Origin of the sequence: Formicincola oecophyllae (assembly GCF_006542395.2) — a bacterium.
GTDB classification, from domain to species: domain Bacteria; phylum Pseudomonadota; class Alphaproteobacteria; order Acetobacterales; family Acetobacteraceae; genus Formicincola; species Formicincola oecophyllae.
Genome location: NZ_CP038231.1, coordinates 333,217 through 346,392 on the forward strand (window position 1 = coordinate 333,217; position 13,176 = coordinate 346,392).

Here is a 13,176-nt window from a genome sequence, read left to right on the forward strand (position 1 = left end):
TCAGGCTCCTTCCACCAAAGCGCTTGCCAACCCGCTGTCCATAGGTGCGGCACCATAATGGCGCAGCCAGCGCAGGTCGCTGTCGTAAAAGGCACGCAAGTCCGCAATGCCGTTTTTCAGCATGGCCAAGCGTTCCACCCCCATGCCGAAAGCAAATCCCTGCCACACAGCTGGGTCAAGGCCGCAATTAGCCAGGACGCGTGGCTGCACCATGCCCGCCCCCAGCACCTCCAGCCAATCTTCACCTGCGCCAATGGTGCCTTTTTGCTTTGACCAGCCAATGTCGATTTCCATAGAAGGCACTGTGAAGGGAAAATAGGAGGCGCGGAAACGCACCGGCAAATCAGGCTGGCCGAAATAGCGGCGCAGGAAATCAGTCAGAACGCCTTTGAGGTGGGCCAGCGTCAGCGTTCCCTTGCGGTCGATCATCAGGCCTTCGCACTGGTGGAACATGGGCGAATGGGTAGCGTCATGGTCAGCGCGGTAGGTGCGCCCGGGCGCGATGATGCGCAAAGGAGGCTGCCCGTCCAACATGGTGCGAATCTGCACCCCTGATGTCTGGGTGCGCAGAACAAGGCGTTCCTCGCCCTCAACCTCCCCTTTGCCGCCAGGCAGGTAGAAAGTGTCCTGCTCTGTGCGGGCGGGGTGGTGGTCAGGTGTATTCAAGGCAGCGAAATTATGCCACTGGCTTTCAATGTCAGGCCCTTCAGCCACGTCAAAGCCCTGGACGGCGAACAGGCTCACGATTTCAGCAATGGCTTGGTTGATGGGGTGAATGCGCCCTGGGGGTGGAAGCTCCACAGGAACGCTTATGTCTTCACGTTCACGCTCCAGGCGCTGAGCCAAGGCCTGGCGGGCCAATTCCTGCCTGCGGCTTTCCAAAGCGCCTTCAAGGGTCTTCTTCAGCCCATTCAACACTTGGCCACGGTCACGGCGTTCCTCAGGGGGAAGTTTGCCAAGGCCCTGCTGAAGGGCGCGGAAGCGGCCAGATTTGCCAAAAATGCCCACGCGCACGCTCTCCCAGGCCTCCTGGGTGGTGGCAGCGCTTATTTCAGCCAGCAACGCATCGCGCAGTTGGGCTTCTTGGGGGGGGAGGGGTTGGGTTGCCCCTTCAGGGACATGGGAACTGGCAGTGCCGCTTCCGGCCATGGGTGCGCTCTCCTTGGCATTAACCCGTAGGCCAATGCGCCAACAGCCCCTTTTGACGGGGCCTCATTTCATGATCAACCGTGCAGGCTAGGACATAATCCCGCAGGCGAAGGGACCAGGGGCCTACAACAAGTCCAGCGGGGGCCCTTATGCATGCCATTTTCACGGCTTACACGACAAAAAGGCTGCCCGACTTCTTGCAAAGTCTGGACAGCCCCCGTCAACCGGTCTTCGTCAGGAAGGTTCAGCCAGCCAGGGCGGCCTGGGCCTGCTTGACGATGGCGTTGAAAGCCTCAGGCTGGTCGAACGCCAGGGAAGCCAGAACCTTGCGGTCGATCTCAATGCCAGCCTTGACCAGGCCGTTAATGAAGCGGCTGTAGCTCAGGCCCTGTTCGCGGACGGCGGCGTTAATGCGCTGGATCCAAAGCGCGCGGAAATCGCGCTTTTTGGTGCGGCGGTCGCGGTAAGCGTACTGAAGGGCCTTTTCAACGCGCTCAAGGGCAATGCGGTAGTTCGTGGAGGAACGGCCGCGATAGCCCTTGGCCATCTTGAGGATTTTCTTGTGGCGGGCGTGAGAGGTTACGCCGCGTTTGACACGTGCCATGGTCCGTTCTCCTTAGCGCTTGCCACGCAGGCCGTAAGGGGCCCACTGCTTGATGGTCTTGGCATCCATTTCAGTCATGGTCTGCGGACCGCGGTTGGTGCGCTTCATTTTCTGCGGACGGTTAATAAGGCCATGGCGCTTGTTGCCAGGACCGCTCATCACCTTGCCGGTGGCGGTGATCTTGAAGCGCTTCTTGACAGAAGACTTCGTTTTTACCTTGGGCATTTCGCTCTCCGATTGCTTCTTCCACCCAACACTGTAAGCCAGCTTTGGCGTGCAGTGCTGGGCGAACACTTAAGTTTGGGGACGCGGCCGGGCAGCCCGGATCGTGGCCTGGTCGCGCGTCTTGGCCAAACATGTGGACGTGGCCACCCTTTAAAGCCATGGCTTGCACCGCGCAAGCCCCACCATGGTTTTAAGGAAGAGCACGTCCCTGTCTCTGCCTCCCTTGCGCCCAAGCCTGAAGGCACTAAAAACCTGTTTTTGCTTTGCCAGGCCAGCTATGGTTCAAGCCAAGGCAAACCCCCTAACGGCACCACAGCACAACCAGGATACAACATGGTTTCATCCACCCCCTCCAAAGCCCGCACCGCCTGGCCACGCACAGTGGGCGTTCTTCTCATCCTGGGCGGTCTGGCCCTGATTGGCTGTGAACTGCTCCACCAGGGCCTTACTTCGATGCTGCCTGGGTTCATCCTGGGGGCGGGCCTTATCCTCTGTGGGTTGATGACGGCCACACGAAGCCCAGCCAGCCTGCCTTTTTATGGTTTGTGGCTACTTGTAACCCTGGGGGTCATCGGGGGTCTGGGTGGTTTGATGGGCATTGCCTCCAGCCCCGTCCTGGCCTTGGGCATTCTCGTGGGGCTGTTGCTGTGCTTGCCGCCGCTCTCACGACATCTTCAGGCCAATTGGGTGGCCTTGGGCATTTTGCTGGCCAGTTCGTCCTTAGCGTTGGCTGTTATGGGCTTTGCCTTGATGCAGCCTGGCGCCCATCCGCCCGCTATGCCGCCGCATTTGCGCATCCCCACTAAAGCCGTGCTGGAGCAGGGGCAGCCCTCCACAGTGCCATCTGAAGCTGAAGCACCCCAAGTCGGTGGCCAGACCCTTGAAGTGGCGCCAGAGCCTGCCAAGACCCAGGTCACTCCCCTGCAGGCCCCCACTGCCCCGCCTGCACACGTCACACAAGCGCCAACCAATTTGGCCCCAGCCCTGCCGGCTGGTTCCAAGCACTAAGCACTGAAACTTGTACCATGGCTTGTAGCCCCACCCTTCAAGACAGGGGGGGGCGGCAAAGCGCTAAATCATTAGCGCCAGCGCTTAATTTAGAGCGTGCCCAACACGTGTCCTGATAACCTCAGCCATGGCCAGGACCCCATTACCCCTGTTGGATGAAAGAGCCTGGACCAGGCCAAGCCTGTTGAGGAAATCAGGCTTGGTCGCCTCAATCTCCGCTGCGCTGCGGCCTGAATAAACCCGCAGCAGTAAAGCGACCAGGCCTTGCACGATGGCAGCATCTGATGCGCCGCCGATGAAAAAGGCGCCATCCTGTTCCACAATCTCCAACCACACCTGGCTTTGGCAGCCTGGTACCCGGTGGGCGTCATTGCGGAACGTTTCCGGTAAGGCTGGGAGTGTGCGCCCTAACTCTATAATGTATTGGTAACGCTGCATCCAATCATCAAACAGCGCCAACTCATCACCAATGGCTGTGATGGCCTCTGCTGCTGTTTCCTCCTGCGGCAACACCACCCATGGGGGAAGTGATTGCGCTGATGCACCCCCAGCAGAAGAGGGCAGGGAAGATGGGTGCGTAGTCGGGGAAGCATGGTCAGTCATGAACAAATGATGTTCCAGCTTTCAGGGCTTGCCAAGCCCTGCTACGCTTGGTGGTGGCAAGCCATCGCCGTTCCATGTTGTGTCTAAGCATGGCAAAGGGTTAACTTTGCCCCATCACCCCTGTTCCAGGCTTTGCTGCATGGTCCTTTCCATGCGCTTTGAAAGCCGCGCGCAATTTGCAGGTATCTATCATGAACCATTCCGCCCAGTCCCGCCCGCCACAGGCCCCTGACGCGGATGGGCTTTTTGAAAGCCGTGCCCCTTTGGGCCAACTCTCCCCCACCCCCTCTGCCCCCAGGCCAACGGTTGGCAGCGCTGCCCCCCTTTATGGTCATGGTCGCGGGCAGTTCTACCAGCAGGGAAATACCGTTCCAACCACACTGGGCGGTTCCCTGGGGTGGGCAGCGGCTTACTTCATGGCGGCTTTTGTCCTGCAAGTCACTGAACTGCTGGCGCCGTTCCTGCTGATTGCAGGTGTGGCGTGGAAATTGGCGCCACGCCTGGTTCAGACAGTGGCAGGGGCCGTCTCCAAAAGCGGCGCCGTGGCAGGCGTTGCTGAAACGGGCGCGCCACCCCATGAATTTGTGGACCATTTGGCTGGAACCATTCCCATGCAACTGGAACTGGGGGGCCATGTTTTCACGCCAGGTGGGCTGATTTTTGATGGTCTGCTGCTGATGGCCGTGGCTGCTGCCTGCGCCACGCTATGCGCCTGGCTTTGCCGCCGCTGATGCAGCATGGACATTCTCCTGGCGCTCAACCGCTGCCTGTCACGCTCCGCCTGACGGGGGGGCTGTTTCCCGTCAGCCCCGCGTTGCTGCCAGGGGGAATTCAGATGCTGGACCTCAGCCTGTACCCAGGCCAATTCAATTGGATTGAAGGCATTTCAGGTGCTGGGAAAACAGTTCTTTTGGAAACGCTTGCCCTCATGCGGCAAGTGGCGCCGGGCTGCACCCTGCTTCTGCCTGAAGGCCCTGCCGCCTACCAAGGGGTGATGGGGGCGGAAAAAATCCTCGCTCCCCTGCGCCGCCACACAGGCTATGTGGCTGAATGTCCACCCACCCACCAGGCATCAGGACACAGCACCGTTCAAGTGATGAGGGAGGCAATACGACGTTCATGCCGCCCCGAGGACCGCCAAGGCCTTGCTCAACAAGCGGAGGGGGCACGGATGGGACTGGAATTCGCTGGCCTTCTGGCGAGTGCGGAGAAACCCGCGGCTTTGCTCTCCTGGGGGGAGCGCATGCGCCTAGCCGCTGCCTGCGCACTGGCTGGGCGTCCCTCATTGTTCTTGGTGGATGCTGCACTGTGGGATGTGGCCCCATGGTTTACGGAGAGAATGCTCGACCAATTGCAACGCCATGGCGCCAAGGGGGCCACCATTGTTTTGGCCGCACGCCCCGAACAGGCCGCACAGCTGGTCCAGGAAGGGGACAGGGTCGTGAACCTGCCCCATATGGAAGGCCACACCATGGAGGAAGCGTGGCAACCCAGAGAAGGGGGGCGTTCTGACATCCCCCCTGAGCTTAGGCCAACTACAGTGCCACCACCCCCTCAACCTCCGGCTGGCGGGCCACGCAGCGAACCACGCCTTTACGGCCATTAAGGCACAATCCAGGATAGACTCCTGGCAGGCAAGGAACCATGAGCAGAATCACCCAAGCCTTAACAGGCGCCTTCACACGTCAGGCCGTGCCAACCATGCTGACGGTGTGGTTGGGGATGTTCGCGTGCACAGCTGGCCTTGGGCTAGCCCAACTCTCACTCGATGCTGCAGCCCTGACGGAGGGCGGGTCCAATCAGACACCGGCCCAGTCTGACAATCCCCTGACCGTGCTTTTGCCGCCTGAAGGCGCGCCAGCCCATGACAGCGCCCAATTGGCCCATGCTGTTGAGGGGACGGTCAAAGACTTCCCGCCGCGACAGGCCCAACCACAGCTCACCGCCGTCAGCGCTGAAAAAATGCAGGCTTTGGTGGCAGCATGGCACCTTGACTGGCAAGGACCACTGCCAGTGGCCATGCAACTGCGTTGGCCAAATACCCTGCGCGGTGCTGCCCTTCACAACCTGCAGGTGCAGTTTTGCAGTCAACTGGCCCACCACTTGCCAGAAGCGCTCTGCCAAGTGCCAGAAGCCCCCCAGCCCCCTCATGGCGAAGGGGTGCCAACAAAACTTCAGCGTGGCCTTTCACGCACGTCGTGGCTAGGCACGGCTTTGGCGCTTCTTGGGTTGGGTTGTGCTTACGGCGCTGTTTTGGTGCCTCTTCTGCCGTATCCAAAAAGGGGGGCTGCTTTACTTAGTGAGCGTGCCCGCTTGCACCTTCTCAATGGTGGGCGCAGCACGGCCATGGCCTGGCGCAGTGCTTTAACTAAGGGAAGTGGGGTTGCCCTGTCAGGGCTGGCTGGAGCGGCAACCGCCAGCCTGCTGCTTTATGGTGGCACCACCATGACAGCTGGCCAGCCCGTGGCCACGCAACTTGCTGGTCAGCTTTCAGGGCCTGGGAGCGTCACCACGGAAACCGCTTTGGCGCTTGCCGGTCTGGCCATGATGGCAGCCCTGGGGGCCTACCAGGCCATCAAGCGTCCGTTCAGCCTGCCCAACTGGCAAGGGGAGCTTTCCCCCCCAGGCCGGAAACCCAAGCTGTGAACGCGCCTTTGGCCTTTTTAAAACGCTTGGCGCACGGGGCGTTGAAAACACTTTTGGCGGCCTGGGCGGCCTTGTTGGTTCTGGGGGCAGCTGGTTTTGTGTTGTTTGTCTGGCAAGCTGTCCAGCAACCTGCCACGGCCTGGCCGCCTGATGGCGCCCTTGTGGTGCTGACGGGCGGCAAGGGACGCATCCATGCTGCCATGGACCTGGCCAGTCAACACCCTGAACGACCTTGGCTGATTTCTGGGGTTGGACCCGGCGCCACTCTGGATAGCTTGGAACGCATGGCCCACCAGTCGCTGCCAGAGCAGGCTCGCAGCCGCCTGACCTTGGGCCGCCAGGCTGACAGTACTTACAGCAACGCTGGTGAAACCGCCCGCTGGGCTGTTGAAAACCATGTTGACCATGTGGTTTTGGTGACGGCTGGTTACCACATGGCACGGGCCTGCCTGGAACTGAACCGGGCTGCTCCTGACCTTCTGGTGACGCCCTGGCCCGTGCAGCCAGAACAGTTTTACAGCCATGCCAGCACAACCCGCAAAATGCGCCTGATGGCCACTGAATACATCAAGTACCTTGCAGCCCTCATCAGGCCCTGGACACAGTCCTGGGCGCCTGTTCCCACGCGGATGCCTGAAACGTTGCGCATGTTGCTGGGCCATTGATGAAGCGGCCAACCCTGTTGTGCAGGCCTATGTCTGTGCTGGTGGGATGGTTCGTCTCCAAACAGCTTGGACAAGGTGTTAGGGTTGTCTGAAAAATGGGCCACTCGCTGCCCTAGCGTTCAAGAACCAGGCCCCTGCCCCACCAAAGGAAATCTTCATTTATGAACAGCGCCTGCCCCCTGCCAGCCTCAACGTCAGATGCCCAGGCGCCTTGTGCACCCCAGGCTGTGCCTTTGAAAGGTGGCCTGGCGCGGGGCACGCTGTTCAATCTTTATTTCCTCCTTCTGACACTCGCCATGGGATTGGCCGCCCTGCCCATCCGCGCAACCCGCAACCAAGCGTTGGCCCTGCGCTATGCGCAGCGCTGGGCACGAGCTGTCCTTTGGGGTTTTGAGCACCTTTGCCATGTTCCCGTAAAAGTGACAGGCCAAGCCCACCTTCAGGAGAACATCAGGGGTGGCAAACCCATGCTGATCCTGGCGCAGCATCAGTCCTTTTTTGACGGTTTCATCTGGATGAACCTGGTGCCGCGCCCAGCCTATGTCATTAAGCAGGAGTTGACGCGCATCCCCTTGGTTGGTCCCATGCTGATCCTGGCTGGCATGATCCCCATCGACCGCAAGGGGGGGGCGGCTGCCCTCAAAACCATGATGGAGGCCGTTCTCAAAGCCCAGTCAGAGGGGCGACAGGTCATTCTGTTTCCGCAGGGGACGCGCACCCAGCCAGGAGAGCATGTCCCCCTGCAAGCTGGCGCGGCAGCCTTAGTGCGGCAGGCGGCCAGCCAAGGCCGCCCTCCAGCTGTCATGCCGGCCATTACTGATTCTGGCCTGAGCTGGCCCCGTTCCCCCTGGCGCAAACATGCTGTTCCCCTCCATGTGGTGGTGGGGACGCCTCTAGCGGTGGAGGGCCTTAAAAGCCGCGCCGTGTTGGAAGCCACCCAGGCAGCTTGGAGCAAGCTTGAAGCCAGCAGTGGCGTCAATCACAAAGCTTTGCCCAGGATTGCCCCTGACAGGCCATGATCTCCCCCAACGCAAAACCACCCAACAAGGGTGAGCAACCCCCCAAGCGCACCCAGAAATCAGGAAGCAGGCGGCTGCTTGGGCTGGGTCTGTTGTTGGCAGGGTTATTGTCCCTGGACAGCGCCGCTTGTCGCATTGCGCGTTCGATGCTTGAAAATCCAGCCTTAGAAACCATCAAGCCTGATTGCACCAGCCAAAGCATTGGCGGTTGGCCTTGGGGGGCAGGAGTGACCTGGACTGCCCCCCATTGGAGTTTGCCCACACGCCACCATGAATTGGTGACTGAAGTGCGCGCTGCCCATGCTACACTGGGCGGTGATTGGGCGCAGTGGCTTTGGGGAGCTTGGGTTGGTGGCACGCCCCCCTTAAGTTTGCCAGGTGACAGCTTGGTGACGGTGGAAGCGCCCCGACCCCACCAGCCTGATTCTGGCAGCGGTCAGCCGGCCCCTTCCATCCAGGCTCAACGGGCCCGCCAAAGTATGCGCCTTTCTGACATTGCCCTGATTGTCCGCGCCCAGGACCTCATGCTGGCTGCACGTGCCCCTAGCAGTGCGTTCACACAGTCAAGCGCGCACGGGGCTGTTGACGCCACCTTGATGGTGTCAGCGCCTGCACTAACCATCATTGTGCCAGGCATGATGCTGGACAGCAGCGCGGCCAAAGCACCTGAAGGCGGCAGCCCAACCATGCCCCTGACGCTGCGCCTCCTCAACGTGAGTGGGCAGTTGGTGCCACACCACCGGCCTGATGGTGGTTTGGACATCATCCTGAACATGCAGGCAGACAAAGTCAGGCTGATGGGGCAAAGCCTGCCCGCCATGGTGCAGCCTTTCAAGCACCTGCGTTTGCAAGCGCGGCTTTGGGTGGCTGGGGCGCATGGGGCCCCCTACCCAAGCCCCCTGGCTGGTCAGCAATGGCATGCCTTGGTGCAGTGCCTGTCCTTCCAGATTCCAGCCCCACCAGCCAGCCATCAAAGCCTGGCGCGGCGCCTTGTGGGGAAAACTGTCATCACCATAGGGGGGGAACTGGGCTGGAGTATGCCAGATCCAGACAATCCCCAGAAACACACAGGTTGGACAGGGCGGCTGGGGCTGAACCTCAGCCATTGGTGGCCATGGGCTAATTGGCTTCTTGAAAACGATTCAGCAGGGTTGCCTGAGAGTGTGAAGGTGTTCCTGCGCCATGTGCTTGACATGGCGGCCAAGGACATCCGCGGTCACGACATGCCCCCTTTGACGTTCAGCATCAATATGGATGGGCCTTTGCTCAACAGCCTGCACCTTCCTGATCCACGCTCCTTCATGGGTTTGGGTGGAGAGGCGCACTCTAATGCGGCAACCAGTCAGGCAGCGCAATGGCTGGCACCACTCCTGCAACGTAGCACTACGCCTTGAAGGCAATGAAGCGCAGGCAAGGCATTTCCATGGGTAGCCTGGAAAGTTTGTGTGACTTACATTGAGCGCCCCGCCTCATCCTGGTGGCAGGCTTTACAGGATGGATTTGATCATGCCTCCACATTCTCTGCCAACAAGCTGCCCCATGGCATGAATCCAGACCATTCTCACCTTCAATAGGGTTGGGGGCACCCTCCATGAAACGTCCTTCTAGCTTCACTGCGAACCCATCCAGACCCCTTCATCAGCTGGCTCGCGAACAGCAACACCATTTCAGCCACTTGAAGCAATCACGCCATGCTGTGCTGTTTGCCACACCAGACAGCCTGTTCCCTCAGGAATGCGCCTCCTGCGATTATATTGCCCCAGCTGCCATGCTCCTGCAGGCTATCATGGTTTCAACGGCATCCATCATCATGTTGGCCGCTCCCAAGCCTGTCTGCCAAATGGCAAAACTGATTGCCCACGCCAGGGGCAAAGGACAGCGCATCATCTCCCTACCCCATGGGCGCGATTGCAATCCTGGCAGCCACCCCAGCCACCTGCAGGCCGGCGCCTTGCTCACCAGTAGACCCAACTTGCCATTGCTGGCCCATTTTGACAGTTCTCTGCAGGCCCACAGCCTGGCGCACGCCTGTTGTTCTGGCTTTAGCGGCGCCTTGGCGGCCGCCACACTGGCCCATGAACAGGGGGTGAATGACATCAATTTCCTGGGCGATAGCTTCCTGGCCCACCACATTCAAACCACCACAGGCCTGAAAGTGCACAGGGCGCCCACCGTCAGCCACCCCATGCCCTTTACGCCATGGGAAATCAGGCAATGCCGGGAGGCGCACCCCGGTATAATGGTGGTTGCCCATCACACCGCCACGCCAGAAATTCAGAAAGAGGCCGATGTGGTGGGCAACACCAGCTCCTTGATGGATTGGTTTGCCACCAACAAACTGCCACGCATTTTTCTGGCCATGAACTTTTCCATGACGTTGGGTTTGCCAGCCTTGTTCCCTCACCTGCATTTCGTGCGCGCCCTGCAAAGCTGCCGCTTGCAGAATCCACAGGCTCTACCTGATTTCATTGCAGCCCTTGAAGGCACCGCTCCCGCCCTGTGCGCTAAACAGGATGACCTGCCCATGCTGAAGGCCTGCCTGGAGCCTGTCAGACGTTATATGGCCTTTGAGCAACAGGCAGCCACTGGTCGTGACCGCGGTGTGGCCTTCAGGAAATGTCCTTGACATGGCGAAGCTGGGTGAAGGTGGCTTCATCTGGGGCGCTCAAAAAGGGGTTGGTGGCCTTTTCCACCCCAAGTGCCACAGGCACACTGGGTTGGCCCACAGCACGCAAAGCCTTGACCTGGTCCACCCGTTTAACAACAGCCCTGCTATCCAGATTGGCTGTTAACCCTGGATGGGAAGCCATCTGACGCTGCACGAACGCCAAGTTGGCTGCGGTGTATTCATGGGCTGGGCACAGCAACACATCGTCTGGCAGGGCTTTTAACCGTTTTATGCTGTGGAACAAGCGCGCAGGCGTGCCTTCAAACACGCGCCCACACCCACCGCTGAACAGCGTGTCCCCACTGATGAGGGCAGGCGCTGCCTTCATTGCCGCTGGCCAACGCACGAGGTAACAAAGATGCTGGTTCAAGTGGCCAGGCGTGCTGATGGCCTCCACCGTCATGCCAGCCAGGGAAAGTTTCTGGCCATCCTCCAGAACATGGCAAAGGGGTGCTTGGCCTTGAGCCTTGGCACCTTTAACTTCAAGAAGGCCTAGCGCATCTTCTGGGCCGTAAAGGGGCACATGAGCTTGGTCAGCCACCTGCAGGGCACCCCCCATGTGGTCGCCATGACGGTGCGTAATGAACAGGCCCACCAAATGCCACTTTGGGTGCTGGCGCATCACACTATCCACGGGCGCCCCCTCGCCTGGGTCAAACAACACCAACTCAGCCTGCCCATCAGGCTGGACGGTGCCAGCCAGCCAAGCGTAGTTGTCATTCAAAAGGGGGATTGGCTGCAAGAATGGTTTCAGGCCCATGATGTGCTTGTCCTCGTCAGTTTCCACAGGCGGGGCTTAGCGGAAAGAGCTAACTTACTCCCATGCTGTTTGCGTGCCCCCGCAGGATAGGTGGCCTGTGAGACCATATGCGCCCTTTGCGCCCCCCCTTATGACTTGACCCGTTGGGCCTGAACAGTCAACGTGGCCCCATGTCACTTCTACAGTCCCTGAAAATGGTCAGCGCCCCCCCTCACCCAGAGGGTTGGCGCTTTGTTCTCCCTGGTGCCGGCCTGTGGGCGCTTACACGTTTCAGCGGCAACCGCGCTGTGCGCCTGGCTGGTGATGGCGCTTTGGCTTTCGCTGGTTTTGCGGCCTATTTCTTCCGCAACCCTGAACGCGTCACGCCTGATGTGGCCTTGACGGATAAAGCTGTGGTTTCAGCGGCGGATGGGCACGTCACCTCAGTGGAGGAAGTGGTGCCACCCCCTGAACTCAATCTGGGCCAGGCGCCACGCTGGCGTGTGGCCACGTTCCTTTCCGTGATGGACGTCCACATCAACCGCGCCCCTGTTTCAGGCGAGGTGGTGACGGTGGCCTACACCAAGGGCAAGTTCCTCAATGCCAGCCTCGACAAGGCTTCAGAGCACAATGAGCGCAATGGCATCACGCTGCGCATGGAAGATGGGCGCGAAGTCGGGGTGGTGCAGATCGCTGGGCTGGTTGCACGCCGCATCGTTTGTGAGGTCCAGCCTGGGCAGTGGTTGCGGGCGGGGCAGATTTTTGGCCTCATCCGTTTTGGCTCACGGACAGATGTCTATCTGCCACTGGGCGTGAAGCCCATTGTGGAAGTGGGGCAAACCATGATCGGTGGCGAAACCATCATCGCCACTCTCTGACCGTGATTCATGCGCAACCATCAGCCGTCACACAGCATCACAAGGCTTGAACGTGGTTTCTTCTAATCAGCCTGTGGTGCCCTCCTCCACAGAAAGCGACACGCCCAAGGCGGCAACGGCACACCCTAAACGCAGGCACAGGCGGCGCAACCGCAGCCTTTCATTCAACCGCATGGTGCCCAACCTGGTGACCCTCATTGGGTTGTGCGGGGGGCTGGCTTCCATGCGGTTTGGGCTGCGAGGGCAATTTGGCTATGGCTGTGGCGCCTTGGTGTTCGCCGCCTGCATGGATGGCCTCGATGGGCGCCTGGCGCGACTGCTTAAGGGAACAAGTCGTTTCGGGGCAGAGTTCGATAGCCTCTCCGATTTCATGTGTTTTGGCATCGCTCCTTCTTTCCTGCTCACCTTGTGGTCATTGCCGGCCACCATGCATTTCTCGCTGGTGCCCTGCATGATGTTCAGCGTGTGCATGGCCTTGCGCCTGGCACGTTTCAATGCTGCCCTTGATGATGACGAGCAGCCCAAATACGCGGCCCATTTCTTCCAAGGCGTGCCAGCGCCAGCCGGTGCCGGCCTGGCCTTGTTCCCCATATTCGTGGGGCTGGAGGCGCAGGCCAACCACATGGCCGGACTGCTGCGTTTTGCCAAATCGCCTTATTTGGCGGTTTTTTGCTTAATGGCCACGGCAGCGCTCCTGGTCTCCACATTACCGGTGTGGTCATTCAAGAATTTCCGCCTGCCTGCCAAGGCCGTCCTGCCCATGATGGTGGGAACGGGCCTTTACATCGCTTTGCTGGTGACGGAGCCTTGGGGTGCGTTGGCTGCAGCAGGGGTCATCTACATGGCCATGCTGCCCTTTTCCCGTGCTTCCTATTGGCGCCTGCGGCGCGCGGCTGAAAGCGCCCACAGCGTGCCTAACCCAGATCCCCTGGCTGACAAAGCGCCCTGAAGCCTTCATTTCAGCCCGCCCTA

15 protein-coding genes are annotated in these 13,176 nt (G+C 60.0%); 10 read left to right on the plus strand and 5 right to left on the minus strand.

The window, feature by feature from the left end; translation table 11 throughout:
• From pheS to rpmI, 3 genes are all read right to left on the minus strand, one after another.
• Positions 1-1,149, minus strand: coding sequence for a phenylalanine--tRNA ligase subunit alpha (gene pheS / locus E3E12_RS01445; RefSeq protein WP_141442725.1), 1,149 nt, complete (start codon positions 1,147-1,149; stop codon positions 1-3).
• Between the two features lie 244 nt (positions 1,150-1,393).
• Complete coding sequence (gene rplT, locus E3E12_RS01450) at positions 1,394-1,753, minus strand: 50S ribosomal protein L20 (protein ID WP_141442726.1); 360 nt, start codon at positions 1,751-1,753, stop codon at positions 1,394-1,396.
• Positions 1,754-1,765: 12 nt separating this feature from the next.
• Positions 1,766-1,978: a 50S ribosomal protein L35 gene (rpmI, locus tag E3E12_RS01455; RefSeq protein WP_141442727.1), complete on the minus strand. Its 213-nt coding sequence runs from the start codon at positions 1,976-1,978 to the stop codon at positions 1,766-1,768.
• 333 nt (positions 1,979-2,311) lie between these two features.
• On the opposite strand from rpmI, the gene E3E12_RS01460 reads away from it, so the two are divergent.
• Entirely contained in the window at positions 2,312-2,986 is a 675-nt protein-coding gene (locus E3E12_RS01460; RefSeq protein ID WP_141442728.1) for a hypothetical protein, read from the plus strand.
• A gap of 84 nt (positions 2,987-3,070) precedes the next feature.
• Here E3E12_RS01460 and E3E12_RS01465 read toward each other — a convergent pair whose 3' ends face one another.
• On the minus strand, positions 3,071-3,589 hold the full coding sequence (locus E3E12_RS01465) for a SufE family protein (protein ID WP_141442729.1): 519 nt from the start codon (positions 3,587-3,589) through the stop codon (positions 3,071-3,073).
• A 191-nt stretch (positions 3,590-3,780) separates the two neighbouring features.
• On the opposite strand from E3E12_RS01465, the gene E3E12_RS01470 reads away from it, so the two are divergent.
• The 7 genes from E3E12_RS01470 (at position 3,781) to nadA (ending at position 10,545) form a co-directional block, all read left to right on the plus strand.
• Entirely contained in the window at positions 3,781-4,320 is a 540-nt protein-coding gene (locus tag E3E12_RS01470; protein ID WP_141442730.1) for a hypothetical protein, read from the plus strand.
• Positions 4,320-5,195 (plus strand): ATP-binding cassette domain-containing protein, encoded by an 876-nt coding sequence (locus E3E12_RS01475; protein WP_168194343.1) that lies wholly within the window; start codon positions 4,320-4,322, stop codon positions 5,193-5,195. The genes E3E12_RS01470 and E3E12_RS01475 overlap by 1 nt, the downstream gene beginning before the upstream one ends.
• A gap of 38 nt (positions 5,196-5,233) precedes the next feature.
• Positions 5,234-6,235, plus strand: a complete 1,002-nt coding sequence (locus E3E12_RS01480; protein WP_141442732.1) for a hypothetical protein — start codon at positions 5,234-5,236, stop codon at positions 6,233-6,235.
• Positions 6,232-6,900 carry a YdcF family protein gene (locus E3E12_RS01485; protein WP_141442733.1) on the plus strand — a complete coding sequence of 223 codons (669 nt, stop codon included), beginning with the start codon at positions 6,232-6,234 and terminating at the stop codon, positions 6,898-6,900. Before E3E12_RS01480 ends, E3E12_RS01485 begins: the two co-directional genes overlap by 4 nt.
• A gap of 161 nt (positions 6,901-7,061) precedes the next feature.
• Positions 7,062-7,919, plus strand: a complete 858-nt coding sequence (locus tag E3E12_RS01490) for a lysophospholipid acyltransferase family protein (protein ID WP_141442734.1) — start codon at positions 7,062-7,064, stop codon at positions 7,917-7,919.
• Positions 7,916-9,313 carry a hypothetical protein gene (locus E3E12_RS01495; RefSeq protein WP_141442735.1) on the plus strand — a complete coding sequence of 466 codons (1,398 nt, stop codon included), beginning with the start codon at positions 7,916-7,918 and terminating at the stop codon, positions 9,311-9,313. The genes E3E12_RS01490 and E3E12_RS01495 overlap by 4 nt, the downstream gene beginning before the upstream one ends.
• Positions 9,314-9,594: 281 nt before the next feature.
• Positions 9,595-10,545 carry a quinolinate synthase NadA gene (gene nadA / locus E3E12_RS01500; RefSeq protein ID WP_168194344.1) on the plus strand — a complete coding sequence of 317 codons (951 nt, stop codon included), beginning with the start codon at positions 9,595-9,597 and terminating at the stop codon, positions 10,543-10,545.
• Here the strand turns inward: nadA and E3E12_RS01505 are convergent.
• Positions 10,529-11,347 (minus strand): MBL fold metallo-hydrolase, encoded by an 819-nt coding sequence (locus E3E12_RS01505; protein ID WP_141442737.1) that lies wholly within the window; start codon positions 11,345-11,347, stop codon positions 10,529-10,531. The genes nadA and E3E12_RS01505 overlap by 17 nt on opposite strands.
• A gap of 149 nt (positions 11,348-11,496) precedes the next feature.
• On the opposite strand from E3E12_RS01505, the gene E3E12_RS01510 reads away from it, so the two are divergent.
• Positions 11,497-12,204 (plus strand): phosphatidylserine decarboxylase, encoded by a 708-nt coding sequence (locus E3E12_RS01510; RefSeq protein ID WP_286206910.1) that lies wholly within the window; start codon positions 11,497-11,499, stop codon positions 12,202-12,204.
• 52 nt (positions 12,205-12,256) lie between these two features.
• Positions 12,257-13,153, plus strand: coding sequence for a CDP-alcohol phosphatidyltransferase family protein (locus E3E12_RS01515; protein ID WP_408869929.1), 897 nt, complete (start codon positions 12,257-12,259; stop codon positions 13,151-13,153).
• The last annotated feature ends 23 nt before the right edge of the window (positions 13,154-13,176 follow it).